The sequence below is a fragment of the Pseudoalteromonas sp. KAN5 genome (assembly GCF_022846535.1).
Lineage (GTDB): Bacteria > Pseudomonadota > Gammaproteobacteria > Enterobacterales > Alteromonadaceae > Pseudoalteromonas > Pseudoalteromonas haloplanktis.
Map to the genome: position 1 here is coordinate 1,078,608 of NZ_AP025589.1, position 17,505 is coordinate 1,096,112.

The window sequence follows — 17,505 nt, forward strand, 5'->3', positions numbered from 1 at the left end:
TCATAAACTCCCGCCATACTGTGCCCGCATTCAAAATAACAATTGCAAATGGGACAATAATGCGTACTTTGACAAAACAATCAACTTTAAGCCTCGCTATTGCGTTGGTTTTTTCAACTAACAGCTATGCCAATAATGAAATAGAAGAAGTCACTGTAGTGGCTAAACCAACCAGTTACGCTAACAGTGTGATTGAACAATCTATGATTGAGCAGCAAAGCTCGGTATCAAGTGTTTTGGCGGTGATTGATAACTTGCCAGGCATAAGCATTAACGAAGGTGATGCGTTTGGTGGTGATGATTGGTCAACAACAATCACTATGCGTGGTTTTAGTATTGACGGTAATCAGCAACAACTAGGTATGACGGTTGATGGTATTCCAAATGGTGGCTCAAATTACGGTGGTGGTGCAAAAGCGAATCGTTACCTCGACAGTGAAAACCTTGCTACAGTTGAGGTAGGTCAAGGTACATCAGACATCGCATCGGCATCGCTTGAAGCGTTAGGTGGTACATTTAACTTTGTTAGTAAAGATCCAAGTCTTGATAAAAGCACCACTTTTGCTTATACCAATGGTGATCATGATGCCTCACGCTATTATTTTAAACATGAAACAGGCACCATTTTTGATAATACGCAAGCGTATATAAGCTATTCGCAAACTGATACGAGCCGCTGGATAGGTGAGGGTAGCAATGGTGGTAAAGATAACCAACATGCTGAGGTTAAGTTGGTATCAAACTTTGATGCTTTAACCCTGACAGGGCGTTTATCCTATGATGATGTTAGCGAGACCAACTACAACAGTGTAAGCCTTGAGCAGTTTGCACAAACGCCAGATTGGGATCAACTGACGTGGAACTGGACAGGCACCCCGCATTTTGACCAGATGTTTGCAGAAGGTTGGGGCACGTTGCGTGAAAATACGTTAGGTTACTTAAAATTTGAATATGCTATTTCGCCTTCATCAATGCTCACATTCAGCCCGTATTACCATAAAAATTCAGGCCGAGGTGATTGGATCCCGCCTTATTTAACTTCTCCAGTTGATAAAAATGGTAACCCAACGACAGAGGGCGGCAGTAATGCAGGCTCCTATGGTTTTGTAGATAGTGACGGTAACCCTCTTGCGCCAAATGACGGCTGTACACAAAGTTTAAGTTGGCCGTGGGAATCTGGCCCAGGCTTAAACCCCGCCTGTTACTCAGCTGATGCCACGCCTGTTATGTCGTATCGACATACCCATTATGATAAAAGCCGTTTAGGCTTAACTGCTAACTACCAATTAACGCTTGGTATGCATGATATTGAAGCGGGTATTTGGTATGAGCAATCTGAGCGTGATGAGTCCCGTGATTGGCATAAAGTGATTGATGCCCGTGTATATCATCATTTTGATAGCACTCCATATTGGACACAGTACAAAAACACCTTTGATACCGATACGTTCAAATGGTACCTACAAGACTCGATGGCGCTGGGGGATTTCACTTTAAATATTGGTGCTAAGCAATACCTAGTTGAATTACAAAAGTACGACCACTTTAATGATATCAGCTCAGATAAAGTAGATAGCGACTCAGATGTGTTATTTAGCGCGGGTGTGCTTTATCAGCTTAATAGTAGCACCGAGTTATTTACTAGCTACAGCGAAAACTTTGCAGCAATTAAAGATGGTGTACTTGAGCGTGACAGCTCAACGTTAACTGATATTGAGCCGGAAACTGCTGAAAATATTGATTTTGGTGTGCGTTATAACGCTGATGGTTTAAGTCTGACCGCAACGGCTTACTCAATTGAGTTTGAAAACCGTATCACTTTTATTGCACCAGGCAGTGATATCAGTGGTATTGATTACACAATAGGCACTAATGGTTCGTACATTAATGTGGGTGGTATTGAATCACAAGGTTTTGAATTATCAGCAAGCTATATGTTAACTAATGAGTGGAATATCTACACGTCATACACTAACAATAGCTCTGAATACGCTTCTGACGACCCAAGCTCATATGCAAATGGTGAGCTCATTGATGGTGCTGGACCAAGCTTTAGAGCGGGTGATGATGTGATTGATGCGCCAAGCGATATGTTTGTACTCTCTACTGACTACTACAGCGGTGATTTCCGTTTTGGTATTTCAGCTAAATACACAGGAGAGCGTTTAGGTGCATGGACGGATGAGCAAACCCGTGCTCGCAATGAGGTTGATGGTTATACCGTGATTGATTTTAATGCAGGCTACTACGCTGAAGTAAATGCTGGCGCATTTAAATCAATCGACATAGCGTTTGCAGTGACGAATGTAACAGATAAACAATATCTTGCCGGTGGCACCGGTAACGGTTCTACCTACTTTATTGGCGCACCGCGTACAGCGGCACTGACATTTACTGCTAACTTTTAAATCATAGTGTAAACACAAAGCCCATCATTGATGGGCTTTTGCGATTTTTACAGGTAAAAAATGAAAAAACTAATCAAACTAAATTTGTTAGGCATAGTGTTACTAACGAGCCAATTCGCTATAGCAGCGCAAAATGTAGTGTTAGTCACACTGGATGGCGTGCGTTGGCAAGAGGTATTTAATGGCGCAGATGCTAATTTGCTCAACAACCCTGATTTTGTCAAACGTAGCGACGAGTTAAAAGCCGAATTTTGGCATGAAGACACTCAGCAACGCCAACAATTGTTAATGCCTTTTATAACTCAAACAGTGGCAAAACAAGGAGCGATTATTGGCGACAGAAATAATAACTCCAAGATGTCGGTGAGTAATCCGTGGTATTTCTCATACCCAGGTTACAACGAAATTTTAACTGGGTTTGTTGATGAGGGCATTAACAGTAACGATAAAATTTTAAACCCCAACCAAACCATGCTGGAGTTGCTTGAGCAACAGGTTGAATATAAAAACAAAACGGCACTATTTGGTAGCTGGGATGTATTCCCGTTTATTGTCAATGATAAGCGCAGTGGCGTGTATGTAAACGCGGGCTTTATGCCAATTGCTGAGGGGTTATCAACCGATGCTGCGCTTTTAAATGCGATGCAAAATGAGATCCCAAGCCCTTGGCACAACGTACGTTTTGATAGCTTTACTTACCGTTTTGCGAAAGCGTATATGTTGGCTAACAAGCCAAAACTATTGGTGATAAGTTTAGGTGAAACCGATGATTTTGCGCACGATGGTCATTATGATCAGTATTTAAAATCAGCCAAACAAAATGATGCTTTTATTCAAGACTTATGGCAAACCATTCAAACAACGCAGGGTTATAAAAATAACACCACGCTTATCATTACCACCGATCATGGCCGTGGTAGTCACGCAAATGATTGGCAGCATCACAGCTCTAAGCAGGCTTTAGCAAAATCAGAGCAAGGACGTAAAGCATTTCCTGAAGGAATAATTGGCTCTGATCATATCTGGTTTGCTGCAATAGGCCCTACCATTAAAGCCACAGGTTTGCTTAAAACTAGAGCAGAGCTAAAACAAGCGCAAGTTGCTGCTACAGTATTAACAGCACTAGGTGAAGACCCGAAAAAGATAAACCCTAAAATGGCACCCGCAATTTTAGAGGTGCTTAAATGAAGCTATTATTTTCAACAGCAATGATCACCACAACACTTATATCATGTGCATTAGTGAGTTTTAGCGCTTTAAGTGCAGCAGAAAAAATAACGGCACCACAAAAAATCCTGTTTGGCTCCTGTGGTCATCAAGATAAAGCGATTCCTATCTTTGATGCTATTAATAAAGAAAAGGCTGATTTGTTTATCTTTTTAGGGGATAACATTTACGGCGACACCAATGATATGCAAGTACTGGCTGACAAGTACCAAAAATTGGGTGCGAAACCAGGCTTTAAAGCGCTTAGGGAGCAAACGCCGATTATCGCCATGTGGGATGACCATGATTTTGGGCAAAACGATGCAGGTAAAGAATACCCACAAAAAGAGCAGTCACGACACATTATGCTCGATTTCTTCCAAGAGCCAAAAACATCAATTAGACGAACACGCCCTGATGGTATTTATACTTCGTACATGTATGGAAAAGGCAAGCAAACAGTGCAGGTGATCATGCCTGATTTACGCTGGAATCGTGATGCGCTTAATCATGTTAGCGAAGTCGAATATTACACTAAGCGCAAAGCAAACAATCAAGGACCTTACAGTCCAACGGATGTGAAAGGTGCATCAATGCTCGGTGAAGCGCAGTGGCAATGGTTTGAGCAAGAGCTGAAAAAACCTGCGGCAATCAAACTGATCAGCTCAAGCTTGCAGCTACTGCCTGATTTTACCGGCTGGGAATCATGGGCTAACTTTCCAGAAGATCGTGCACGTTTATTTGCACTGATCAAAAAACACCGTGTCAATGGGGTGATCATAATCAGTGGTGATACTCATTGGGGAGAAATTTCAAAATACAGTGACAACCTCGATTACCCATTAACCGAAATGACCAGCTCAGGATTGACGGAAAAATGGAAAGACGTCAGCCCGAATAAGCACCGCGTTGGGCAGTTTACTCATGAGGTAAATTACGGTGATTTAAGTATTGATTGGCTGCAAGTAGACCCTGCAATTTCATTGCAGCTTAAAGGTATTGATGGCAAAACCATTATGCAAAGTCAATTTAGTTTATCAAGTATTAGCCCGTATAAATAAGCAAGGCGCTTGTTAAACTGCTCATAGCATCATGGATGAAGCTGTGAGCTTAGTGTGTTTATATTTCAAGCTAAGCATCTGATTTATTAAAGCCAATTAACGACTTTGGCTACCCCTGTAATTGAAAATATCTTACACTGGTTCTATCTCAAGCAAGAACAGTGTCGCCATGCTCAATATTATTCAATCAAACCGAATGGAAGCCCTGCAAGCGCAGTTTCATTACCTGTTAAATAAATATCCTTTACCCAGTGTGTTTGATAAAGAAGTGGTGTTAGTGCAATCGCCGGGTATGTCGCAGTGGCTTAAAATAGGCTTGAGCGAACAACTCGGTATTGCTGCACAGGTGGACTTTCCACTGCCTTCGAGCTTTATTTGGCAGCTTTATCAACAGCTATTGCCTAATGTGCCTAAAGAGTCGGCGTTTAACAAACCTAACCTTGCTTGGAAACTGTTTGCCATTTTACCAGCTTGTATTGATGAGCCACTGTATTTGCCACTAAAAACTTATTTGGCAGGCGATACAGACGGGCAAAAAACCTTTGCCCTGTGTGAAAAAATTGCTGATGTGTACGATCAATACTTAATGTATCGACCGCACTGGATTGCAACTTGGGACAGTGGTGTTGATAAACTCGCTGACGTAGATATAAGCATAGCGGCTTGGCAGCCTGATCTGTGGCGGCGTATTGTTGAACACAGTAAAGGGCTCGGCCAGAGTCAATTCCATCGTGCTAATATGCAAGGAAAATTACTCAGCGCACTTGAGTCAATGGACGCGAATTTATTGCCCAAGCGCATCAATTTATTTGGTATTTCTGCGATAGCCAACTCGCAGCTCGAGGTGTTTGAAGCCTTGAGTCGAAAAACAGACGTTAATTTATTCTTTTTCAACCCCAGCGAACATTACTGGGGTGATGTAGTTGATGAAAAAACCGTAGCAAAGATCACCGCTAAATACGCGATAAAACCGCTGTTAGAGGCGCAATCTAAACCGGAACAAGATTACTATTTTATTGGTAATCCACTGTTATCATCGTGGGGTAAACTTGGCCGTGATTATTTTGAGCAACTTGTTCAGCTAGACGCCAGTTGGGTTGATGGCTTTATTGATGAGTTTGACGACACTTTACTTGGCCAAATTCAAAGCGAGATTTATCAGTTGGCATTTAAAGGTGAATCGTTAACTGAAGATAAAGCGTGGTTTATTAATGATGAAGGTAAATTGCCAGTCAGTTGTGACGATACCAGTATAACACTCAGCGATTGCCATACCCCACTTCGAGAAGTCGAGCGCCTGCACGACTATTTACTCAATTTGTTTCATCAAAATAAAGATCTCACTCCAAAAGACATTATTGTCATGATGCCAGATGTAGGCACTTATAGCCCCTATATTGAAGCCGTGTTTGGCGGTGCCCAAGGTAGCCGTAATATTCCTTACGCGCTGGCTGATTTAGCCATAGAGCAAGAAAAACCAGTGCTTAGCTCGTTTGCAAGTCTGGCTAATTTGCCGTTTTCGCGCTTTGGTGTGTCAGACATTCTCGACTTACTGCAAGTGAGCCAAATAGCTGAAAAGTTCAGTGTTGAGGCCCATGAGTACGAACAAATTCAGTACTGGCTGGAACGTGTTGGTGTTAAATGGGGCATTAACGCTGAGCATAAACACAGTTTTGATTTACCCGCTATAGAGCTAAATACTTGGCAACATGGTTTAAACCGATTATTGCTTGGCATTGCCCAGCGCGATGAACAATGCCCTTACAAAGGGGTTTACAGCGCCGATGAAGTGGAAGGTATGGCGCTTGATACGCTTAATAAACTAGTACACTTTATTGATGTATTACAAAACTTTAAAGAGCAACTAAGCCCCGATGATACGTTGACTAATAAAGCTGATATTTTGGCTAATTTGTTAAGCGAAATTTATGAAAGTGACAGCGACGATAGTTGGGATTTATTAGTACTGCAAAATGTGTTGGATGAGCTGAAAAAGCATCATGATAATGGCGATTACAGCCAAGCCGTATCGCAGCGCATTGTTAGTTATTTGGTTAAACAAGGTATTCAAGAAAAAGGCGTAGGGCAGCGTTTTTTAGTGGGGCAGGTTAATTTTTGTACCTTAATGCCAATGCGTGCTGTGCCTTTTAAAGTGGTGTGTATGCTTGGTCTTAATGATGCTGACTACCCACGCACCGTACAACCGATTGGTTTTGATTTAGTGCCGTATTCTAAAAAGCAAAAAGGTGACCGATCACGCAAACTCGATGATCGTTACTTGTTTTTAGAGGCGCTGCTCAGTGCTCGCGATAATTTATATATGAGCTACATAGGCCGATCGTGTTTTGACAATCAACCGCGCATGCCATCAACCTTGGTGAGTGAGTTATTAGAATACATTGGTCGTAGCTTTGAATACGCTGAACAAAGCGATAAAAAGTTACCGCAAAGTTTAATAAACCACCAGCATTTACAACCCTTTAATAGCCATTACTATAAAGCAGAGCCAGATCACAATTTGCAAAGTAATCACAGTTACAACCCAATTTGGCTACCTGCTGCGCCAATAATGCCAGAACCTGTCACTGCGCTTGATGTTCGTGCGCCAGAGCAACTTGATCTTGATGTGTTTATTCGCAGTGTGTGCCATGCGCAAGAAAGCTTTTATCAACAAAGTTTAGGCTTGCGCTTACCGCAATTTAATGAAGTGGCCAAAGATGAAGAGCCATTTAGTGTAGATGCACTCAAGCGTTACTTTTACCTTGATGAAATACTGCAAGCAAATATTAATGAACAACCGCTTAGCACAGCACAAATACTCCAACGCGGCGATTTACCGCAAGCCAATGTGGGCGACATTATTTACGACAGTATGCAACACCGTGTTGACGCATTGGCAGGGCAAGTAAAAGAGCATATTAAAGGCGGCATAAGTGAGCCAATTGAGGTTAAGTTAACCCTTGAGCAGACTCAAATTGAAGGTTGGTTAAACCATGTGTATATGCAAAAACAAGTGTTTTATCGCAGTGCCAGTATTAAAGCTAACGATCTGATCAAAGGTTTTATTTATCACTTAGCAGCACAAAGCATGCAGCAAAATGTTGAAACATTGCTACTGGGCCTTGATAAACAAATTAGTTTTGCGCCACTGAGTAAAGCCGATGCAGATGCGTTACTCGCCGACTGGTTTGCTTTATATAAAGCGCTACGACAAGCACCGGTGGCGTTTTTTCCGGTTAGTGGTTATGAATACATTAAAAGCGGTGGTGATATAAATAAAGCAATGAGTAAATTTAGCCCGCAATACATAGGCCGTGGTGAAGGGGAAGATCCTTATATTCGCTTAACTGTGCAGTCGTTGGCCGATTGCCAAGACGAATTTATAAAGTGGAGCGAGCAATTGCTTGCGCCATTATTTGCTCACGCTAAGGAGAGTGATTATGCAAGCGCTTAACCCACTCACAATGCCACTGAAGGGACAAAGCCTGATTGAAGCCAGTGCCGGTACTGGTAAAACTTATACCATAACGGGCTTATATTTACGTTATTTACTTGGTATGCAGAGGGCCGACGACCCCGCTGCCGCAGGCAATGTACCACTGAGTGTTGAGCAAATATTGGTGGTAACGTTTACCGATGCCGCCACCCAAGAAATTAAAGACAGGGTGCGAAGCCGTATTATTGCCGCCCGTGATGCGTTGCTTGGTCAAGAGCCAGAAGATGAGTTGATAACCGGTGTAATTGCGGCAATTGACGATAAACACCGTGCTTTTGATTTACTTGACGCGGCGGCTAAATCCATGGATGAAGCGGCTATTTTTACTATACATGGTTTTTGTCAACGTATGCTTAAACAGCATGCGTTTGAATCTGGTGTGGCATTTAATTTAGAGTTTATTCTCGATGAGCGGGATATTCTGCTTGAGACCATTAAAGATTTTTGGCGTGCGTTTGTATACCCGTTAGATAAAGAAAAAACCGATGCCATATTAAATGTGTTCGCCGCGCCAGAACAATTGTTCTCACACGTAGCGAGTATTTTAAATAAAGGTAATGCGCAGATCACACCACAAATAAAGTTAGAAGATGTGTGGCAAGCCCGCGAGCAATATTTAGCAAAAGTCCCCGGCTTTAAACAAGCCTGTTTAGAAAGCGAGTTTATTGCTGCCATAAAAAGCTCAGGGCTAAGTGGCTCCAAAACTCCGGCACGTAAAGGCAGTTTACAAGCGCTGGAAGAATTTTGTGTAGGTGATGAAGCTTTTTTTGAGTTTGGCACTAGCAAATACTCATTTGCAGTGTGGGGTAGCGATAGCTTAAGCGATACGAGCAATTATAAAAAAAATCAGCCGCTATTTACTCACCCGCTGATAGCCGAATTTGATGAACTCGCAAGACTTTCATCTGTAGTGAACCAAGGTTTAGGTATTGCTATTGTGCAACATGCCGCACGTTGGGTAAAAACCGCCATTGTTAAGCGTAAACAAGAGCAAAGTGTGATCACCCCTGATGATTTACTCAGCAATTTACACAGTGCGCTGCACAGCGAGCAAGGCGATACCTTGGCGCAAAAAATAGCGCAGCTGTTTCCGGTGGCAATGATTGATGAGTTTCAAGATACGGATCCCATTCAGTACGGCATTTTTAGCAAGATTTATGGCCAAGAGAATACCACGCTTGCCATGATTGGCGACCCAAAACAGGCCATTTATGGTTTTAGGGGCGCGGATATTTTTACTTACATCGGCGCAAAACAAGCGGTTGTTAAAGAGCAGCAATTTACCTTAGGCACAAACTTTCGCTCCAGTAGCGACGTAGTCCAAAGCGTAAACCAGCTATTTGCCAAACACGGCAATAGCTTTATTTATAACGATGCCATACCGTTCAGTCCAGTTGCAGCAAAGGGTAAAAAAGCCGATAAATCTTTTTTACTTGATGGTAAGCCCGCTACTGCATTTGAATTTTGTGTATTTGTAGATACTGATGCAGATGAAAAAAATAAACCAACCAGTAAAGGCTTTGGCCAGCAACAGTTAGCACAATATTTTGCTAATAAAATAGTCATTTTGTTGGAGCACGCTGGCCAAGAGCGTGCTTGTATTGGCACAACACCTATTACTGCTGCTGATATTTGTATTTTGGTACGGGATCGTGTTGAAGCTCAAATAATGAAAAAAGCCTTGAGCGAGGCGCATATTTCCAGCGTTTATTTGTCTCGTGACAGTGTATTTAATCAAGAGTTAAGCCATCATTTGCTTAACTTTTTAACTGCTTTACACGGCCAATATGACGAGTCGTTACTGCGTGGCGTCTTAGCAGGACCGCTATTTTGCCTCAGTTATAACGCTATTTATGCCTTGCATGAAGACGAAACTCAGTGGCAACAGTATTTAACCTTTTTTGCCACCTTGAGTGATACTTGGCACAAACAAGGTGCGATGGCGATGATGGAACAGTTACTTAGCCATAATCAGCTCAGTGCTAAGTGGCAGGGCTTAGGCTATAACGTTGAACGTTGGTTAACCGACTTCAGGCATTTAGCTGAAATATTACAACAAAAACAAATTGAGCTTGAAGGCACGCTGCGTCTATTACGTTGGTTTGCGCAAAAGGTTAGCCAGCAAGATGGTGAAGCGGTGCAAGTACGCCTAGAAAGTGACGCTAACTTAGTTAAAATTGTCACTATGCATGCCTCAAAAGGACTTGAGTATCCGTTGGTGTTTATGCCGTTTGCCAGTGGCTTTCGTGAAACCAAAGACGCGCTTTATCATCAAGATGGCAAACTGATTTATGATTTAAGTAAAAGTGAAGAGGCACTCGAAAAAGCCCAACAAGAGCGCTTAGCTGAAGACTTACGGTTATTGTATGTTGCACTCACTCGTGCCGTGCATTTTTGTGCCATTGGTATGTATAACCTTGGCCAAGGACAAAGCAGCCGCTTAGCAATACAAAGTAGCTCGTTAGGGCATGTATTATTTGCAGGTTTAGATATTACCAGTAGTCAAGTTTGGCGTGAGCATTTACAGACCTTTTGTGCTGAAAACGCTGCAATGGCATATCAGCAGTTTACCTCAGAACAACTGGGTGAGCAGGGCGTGTTAACATTTTCCAGCAGCCTTGACACCAGTGAAATACTCACTGTAAATCAGGTTAATACCCGTATTGAGCGGAATTGGCGCGCGACTAGCTTTAGTGCGCTGAGTTTTAAAAAGCACACTGATCATATAGAGCCTGGTCGTAGCGATGAAGATCACGAAAAAGACGAGTTTGCCACCCAGCAAGATGAAATCTTATCGCCATATAGCTTTCCTAAAGGTGCAAAACCAGGCAGTTGTTTACATGAAATTTTTGAACAACTCGATTTTACCCAACCTGAAACTCACCCCACGAATGCTGAGCAAAATTTAGCGGCTGTGGTTGAGCGTAGTTTAAAAAAATACCACATTAGTGAGCAGTGGCAAGCAACCACAGAGCAATGGGTACGCAATATTCTTAATTGCCCATTAAATGAGCATGGCTTGAGCCTTGGCGTGTTAACCCCACAGCAATGTTTAGTGGAGATGGAATTTAACCTGCCACTGACTCACCTATCAGCTAAGCAGTTAAATGCGGTATTAATTAAAGAGTTTGACTTTAACCAAAGCCGGTTGGACTTTTATGATGTAAAAGGCCTGCTGAAAGGCTTTGTTGATTTAATATTTTGCTATCAAGATAAGTACTATATTTTAGATTACAAATCAAACTACTTAGGAAGCCAAGTGAGTGACTATGAGCGCGATTCACTAGAGCAAGCAATGAGTAGTCATCAGTACCATTTACAATATTTAATTTATACTGTGGCGCTGCATAGATTATTAAAACAACGAGTTCCTAATTACAGCATTGAGCAACATTTAGGAGGTGTGTATTACACTTTTTTACGCGGCATGAGTGAGGGCAAAGGCGTGTATTTTAAAAAGCTCACCACAGCGCAAGTGCTGATCTTAGATGGCTTGTTTAGTGAAGGAACCATGTTATGAATACTCCCCAACCAACTAGCCCTGTTATAGTGCCGTTACTGGATTATTTGCTCAGTGAAAACCGTGTGCGCATGGTAGATATAAAACTGGCTGAATTACTCTGTGAGCAACAACATGATGATGTTTTTTACTTAATTTTATTACTCAGTAATGCCCAGCAAAGCCAACATAGTTGCTTAACACTGAACGAACTTGATTGGCAAAATCCATTTAATTTACGCCAAACAGAATTTAGCCCACTGACGCTAAGTGTGCCCGATTGCTTAAGCCCATTCTGTGATGGCTTTAGCACCGAACAGGCAGTTACTTGCTTGCAAAGTCATGCCAGTGTTGGCGCTGACAAACCCTTATTGTTATTCGATAATCGCCTCTACTTTTCTCGCCTTGCTGGTTACGAGCATACCCTTGCACAGCGGTTATTGCAGATGAGTCAGCAAACAGTAAAGATTGATAATCAGGCACTGACGCAGCTCTTAGCGCATTATTTTCCAGATCAGCAAACCGATAGCATCGACTGGCAAAAAGTCGCGTGTGCAATGGCGGCGACTAAAGGGTTTAGTGTGATCACGGGTGGCCCTGGTACAGGTAAAACCACCACAGTGACAAAATTATTAGCAATATTACAGTCACTTTATCAATATGCTCCTTTGAGTATTAAGCTGGTGGCACCAACCGGAAAAGCCGCCGCACGCTTGAGTGAATCAATACTGGGCGCAAAAGACAAACTCACCAGTATTCCCGAGCATATCAAAACCTTGATACCACAAAGCGCGCAAACGATTCATCGTTTGCTCGGGGTTAAGCCCTTTACTAATAAATTTAGGCACTCAACTGCCAACCCATTGCATGTTGATTTGTTGATTATCGACGAAGCCTCCATGGTGGATTTATCTTTGATGGCAAAGCTCATTGAAGCATTGCCAGCCCATGCACGACTTATTTTATTGGGCGATAAAGACCAACTTGCTTCGGTAGATACTGGCAGTGTAATGAGCGACCTTTGCCAAGGGTTAGCGCTTGGTCAAACACCACATTATTCTGTTGAGCGCTGCGCTGAACTGAATCAACTGTGTTTTAATGGCGAAGCTAAACTGCAAAACAACCCGAGTGATTTTAAACTTGCCGATTGCATTGCATTTTTACAACACAGTTATCGCTTTGATGCAAAGAGTGGTATTGGTCAATTAGCGCAAGCGGTAAACACCAATAACAGCGGTAAACTCAATTACGTAGAGCAAGAGGTAAATAACGGCGTATTTAAAGACGTGATTTTTGATTATGACTTAGTTAGCCAGCCTCTTGATAAGCTCGTGCAAAGTGCGGCTAATAAATACGCCGAGTATCTGCAATTAATTGCTCAGCATGCGCCAAGTGCTGCTGTACATAAAGCCTTTGCCAGCTATCAATTACTCGCGGCTGTGCGTGAAGGTGATTATGGTGTAAATAATTTAAATCACCGTATTGAAAAGCAGCTTGCACAACAAGGCTTAATAGCCTTAAATGCTGATCAGCGCCATTATGTGGGTATGCCGATCATGGTTGCGCAAAACGACTACCAGCTAAAATTATTCAATGGTGATATCGGTATTTTAATGCTCGATGAAAACGCGCAACTAAAAGCCGTGTTTATAGACGAGCAGGGTAATGAACGAGCGTTTTCACCAGCGCGATTGCCCGCTCACGATAAAGTGTATGTAATGACTATACACAAATCTCAAGGCTCTGAATTTAACTACACCGCCATGGTATTACCACCGGCAAACCAAGCGACCGCAGGCATAAACCGCCAACTGGTCTACACTGGTATTACCCGCGCCAAAAATACTTTTGAGCTGGTGGCCGACAAAAAAGTATTACTTGCAGCAATGAGTAAATCAGTCAGTCGCGCATCAGGGTTGTATGAGAGGTTGGTGCAGTTGTAAGCCTTAAGCAAAATTTAAAGTGTATCGTTTAATCAAGGATGAATGTTATGTTGATTGTTACTAAAACAGCTTTATGTAGTGTTGTAATTGCAATGATGATGGTAGTGATAGCTTTTGTGATTACTGGGAGTACAATTGTCAGTGCTTTTGGTACTGCCATGGTTTTATCTATTCCGATACTTCTGCCATTTATAGCACTTTATTTCATGGATATTAAATCTAGAAAAAAACCAATAGAGCCTTTATTTTACTGGCTGGTACTTGGTGCATTTATTGTAACTGTTATTTTACACATAGGTTGGAACTACATGATGTTAGCTGACATCATGCAAAAAGGTTCATTAGGCCCAGAGCAAGGGTATTGGCTGTTGATCAATTTATTCGGTGGTTTTAAAGCGTTAGTTGTAGGAGCCGCCATTGGTGTGTTCTGCCAGTTAATTTATAGTGGCTGTTTTGACAAACGTAGTAAATAAGATGAGATTTTCCGTCTGAGTGCCTGCAGTATTAAATTTTTATAGCTTCTAAATATAAGGCAACAGAAAATGTCATAGGTGTGTTTTAATTATGTGTAACACTCTTTTACGTTTCGTGTATAAACTATAGCTAATAGTTTATTGCTTGGTACTGTGGTACAAGCTCAAATCGAGAATAATGTGGATAATTCAACTCAATTACAAACAATTGCGCGTCATTTAATGGTGCAACGTGACTCTGCTTTACCTAAATCAGATTTACCAGCTGGCTTAGCATTGAAAGACAGCGAAGAAAGCTTTGCTGTACAGAAATTAATGATCGCACTTAATGATCAGCAAGTGTATGGCTGGAAGTGTTTATTACCACTTGATGATGGTTCGATTATTTTAGCCCCGCTGTTGAGTAAACCTCATGCACTTACACAAACGTGTGAATTATATACGCAAAATAATAAAGCGCGTGTTGAGCCTGAGATCGCATTTGTATTTGGTCAAGACTTATTGGCGACTGAAAACTACAGTCATGAACAGGTTGACGCTGCGATAGCTAAAACCCATATGGCACTTGAATTGATTCAGAATCGCTTTTCAGATGATTATCAACCAACACATTTCGAAAAGTTAGCGGATGGCTTATTTAACCAAGGTATCGTCATCGGCCCAGAGATCAATAAAGCAGACGCTTTTGATGCCGCTCAGATTGAGTTAACGATTGAGCAAAATGAACACCGTAATACGCGAACAGGCAAACACCCTTCAGGTCTTGCACAAGCACCAGTTTATTGGGCGGTAAATTACCTCGCACAGTTAGGTATCGATATAAAAGCGGGACAAGTATTTATTACCGGCTCGTACTGTGGAGTGATCGATTTAGATACCGATAGCAGCTGTGTTATTTCCTATGCAGGGCTTGGCGAGTACAGCATTACATTTACAGCGCGTTAGAGAATGCGCTACAAATTGGTTTATGGAGCCGAGTTGCTAAGACCTTATGATTATTCTCAATATGACTAATCATAAGGCTTAGGGTATACGCAAAACCGTTACTCTCTTACGTTATACACTTGAACCGCGAATGATCAATGAGGGGGGAAGTAGGGTGTTTTCAACGATTTCACCACGAATTAATTTTAGTAAATTATTAACCAGCATTTGACCTGCGAGCGTTGTATCTTGTTGCACTGTGGTCAAGGGTGGATTAGTAAAACTGGCAACTGCAATGTTGTCAAAGCCTACCACATGAACGTCATCAGGTACTTTGATCCCGGCTTCTTTGAGTGCGCGTATAGCGCCAATGGCAATTAAATCACTTGCGGCAAATAATGAATTAAAATGAATGTTGTTGGCAATTAATGAACGTGTAGCATGATAGCCTGATTCTTCAGTTGAAATGGCATTAGCCATTTTACGTTCGCTTAGAGTAATGCCGTGCTGGTTAAATTCATCTTTAAACCCCTGATAACGAGCAAAAAACTCAGGACTATGTTCTGATGCATCACCAATAAAGGCACAGTCTTTTCTATTTGCACGTAATAGATGGGCAGCAGCAAGTTTACCGCCGCCGTAATTATCACAACTGACCGTGAGATCAGGACGGTTATCTACACTTGCTCCCCAACATACAAACTTAGTGTTTTGTTCTATTAGGCTACTAAATTTGGCTTGGTAATCTACATAATCACCATACCCAAGCAAAATAATACCGTCGGCACGGTGGCTGTCTTCGTAATCTGCTTGCCAATCGGCGCTGGTTGATTGAAAAGAAACTAGTAAATCATACCCTTGTGTAGCACATGCGCGAGTAATACTACCAAGCATAGCCAAAAAGAACGGGTTGATTTGTGATTCATCGGCAGTGGGATCTTCAAACAATAATAAAGCTAAAGTACTACTTTGCTGAGTGCGTAAATTGCTGGCGTTTTTATCAACTTTGTAATTAAGTTGTTTTGCTACTTCAAAAACACGTTTGCGAGTTTCTTCATTAACTAATGGACTGTTACGCAAAGCGCGCGAAACAGTAGATTGCGATACCCCTGCGTAGTGGGCGATGTCAAACGATGTAGCTTTACCTTTCATAGATAACCTAACTGCTTTAAGTAAATAAAGTGCAAATAACTCGTGCCATTTTCGTTGATTTGTTGATTTTTACAAGCTATTTATCAGTAATCTAAAATTTTTATTGATTCAAACCTGACACCGGTGTCATAATGTCGGCGTTTTATCATTTTGTTGTCAAAACGTATTGGCTGCCCATTTATTTGGGCAGCATTTTTTTACTAGAGTAACTGCTTTGGGGTGATAGCTCAAAGTTTATCTCATGACGATGGCAAGACCATTGAAATTACAATAATAAGCTCGGTTATAGCTAAGTATCTAAACCGCTTAGACAAAAGAGAAAACATGATGAACTCCAAGCCAAATTCACAATTCGATCCTATCTTAGTGGCCGACATTGGCGGCACTAATGCTCGTTTTGCTTTAATTACTGCCTTTAACTTAGAAAAAAAACAATTTGTTATTGAGCATAATATTACTTTTCCAAGTGCCAATTTTGGCTCATTGCAAGCAGCATTGCAGCATTATTTATCGCAAGTTAATAATATTCAGCCTCGTCGCGCGTGTCTAGCCGTCGCAGGACCAATCAAAGCTGGCCAAGTACATTTGACTAATTTAGGTTGGCATTTTAGCGTTGCAGAGGTTAAAGCTGAATTTGATTTAGCGCAACTTGAAGTGATCAACGACTTTGCTGCATTTGCCTATGCAGCGCCGTATTTAGACGCACAACAAAACATTGCAGTTAAAGCTGGACAAGCAGATACTGATGCGAATATTGCAGTAATGGGCCCTGGCACTGGTTTTGGTGCGGCTTGTTTAGTGCGTACAACGCAGGCAAGCGCAGTGTTGAGTTGCGAAGCAGGGCATATGACGCTTGCTTCAGTAAATGAACTCGATACTCAGTTGATCGCGCAATTACGTAAACAGTTACCCCATGTATCGGTGGAAACTGTGTTTTCAGGCCCTGGTATTGTCCATTTATATCAAGCAATGGCTGCTGTAAATGGTGTTGAAGCACAAAATTTAACGGCTGCACAAATTAGCGAATTAGCTAATAATGGCGAATGCAGTATTTGTGATGCGACCTTAAACCAATTTTGTGATTGGATAGGAAGCGTAGCAGGGGACCTTGCTGTTGCCTTTGGTGCGCTAGGTGGTGTGTATATTGGGGGCGGTATTTTACCGCGCATGCAAGATCGTTTACTTGCAAGCCGCTTTGTTGAGCGTTTTAACGCAAAAGGGATCATGTCGCAATATGTGAGCCAAATACCCGTAACGCTTGTTATACAAGATAATATTCCACTTATTGGTGCTGCGGCTTGCTTGCACGTTAATGGGCAGTCATAAAACATCGCTGTAGGGGA

General features: G+C 41.9%; 10 protein-coding genes. 9 read left to right on the forward strand and 1 reads right to left on the reverse strand.

Annotation, left to right across the window (positions count from 1 at the left end; translation table 11 throughout):
- Positions 1–59 precede the first annotated feature (59 nt).
- From KAN5_RS04695 to KAN5_RS04730, 8 genes are all read left to right on the forward strand, one after another.
- Positions 60–2,408 carry a TonB-dependent receptor gene (locus tag KAN5_RS04695; protein ID WP_244390608.1) on the forward strand — a complete coding sequence of 783 codons (2,349 nt, stop codon included), beginning with the start codon at positions 60–62 and terminating at the stop codon, positions 2,406–2,408.
- Positions 2,409–2,468: 60 nt separating this feature from the next.
- On the forward strand, positions 2,469–3,596 hold the full coding sequence (locus KAN5_RS04700) for an alkaline phosphatase family protein (protein WP_016707360.1): 1,128 nt from the start codon (positions 2,469–2,471) through the stop codon (positions 3,594–3,596).
- A complete protein-coding gene (locus KAN5_RS04705) occupies positions 3,593–4,675 on the forward strand; it encodes an alkaline phosphatase D family protein (protein WP_244390609.1) in 1,083 nt (360 codons plus the stop codon). Before KAN5_RS04700 ends, KAN5_RS04705 begins: the two co-directional genes overlap by 4 nt.
- 169 nt (positions 4,676–4,844) lie before the next feature.
- A complete protein-coding gene (gene recC, locus KAN5_RS04710; RefSeq protein WP_244390930.1) occupies positions 4,845–8,129 on the forward strand; it encodes an exodeoxyribonuclease V subunit gamma in 3,285 nt (1,094 codons plus the stop codon).
- Complete coding sequence (recB, locus tag KAN5_RS04715) at positions 8,116–11,691, forward strand: exodeoxyribonuclease V subunit beta (protein ID WP_244390610.1); 3,576 nt, start codon at positions 8,116–8,118, stop codon at positions 11,689–11,691. Before recC ends, recB begins: the two co-directional genes overlap by 14 nt.
- Complete coding sequence (recD, locus tag KAN5_RS04720) at positions 11,688–13,613, forward strand: exodeoxyribonuclease V subunit alpha (RefSeq protein WP_244390611.1); 1,926 nt, start codon at positions 11,688–11,690, stop codon at positions 13,611–13,613. The genes recB and recD overlap by 4 nt, the downstream gene beginning before the upstream one ends.
- A gap of 47 nt (positions 13,614–13,660) precedes the next feature.
- A complete protein-coding gene (locus KAN5_RS04725; protein ID WP_138553864.1) occupies positions 13,661–14,086 on the forward strand; it encodes a hypothetical protein in 426 nt (141 codons plus the stop codon).
- A gap of 180 nt (positions 14,087–14,266) precedes the next feature.
- The gene (locus tag KAN5_RS04730) at positions 14,267–15,031 is read left to right on the forward strand and encodes a fumarylacetoacetate hydrolase family protein (RefSeq protein WP_244390612.1); all 765 of its coding nucleotides are present in this window, start codon (positions 14,267–14,269) and stop codon (positions 15,029–15,031) included.
- A 111-nt stretch (positions 15,032–15,142) separates the two neighbouring features.
- On the opposite strand, the gene KAN5_RS04735 is transcribed toward KAN5_RS04730, so the two are convergent.
- Positions 15,143–16,162 (reverse strand): LacI family DNA-binding transcriptional regulator, encoded by a 1,020-nt coding sequence (locus tag KAN5_RS04735; protein ID WP_138553866.1) that lies wholly within the window; start codon positions 16,160–16,162, stop codon positions 15,143–15,145.
- Between the two features lie 327 nt (positions 16,163–16,489).
- On the opposite strand from KAN5_RS04735, the gene glk reads away from it, so the two are divergent.
- A complete protein-coding gene (glk, locus tag KAN5_RS04740) occupies positions 16,490–17,488 on the forward strand; it encodes a glucokinase (protein WP_029216031.1) in 999 nt (332 codons plus the stop codon).
- Positions 17,489–17,505: the final 17 nt, after the last annotated feature.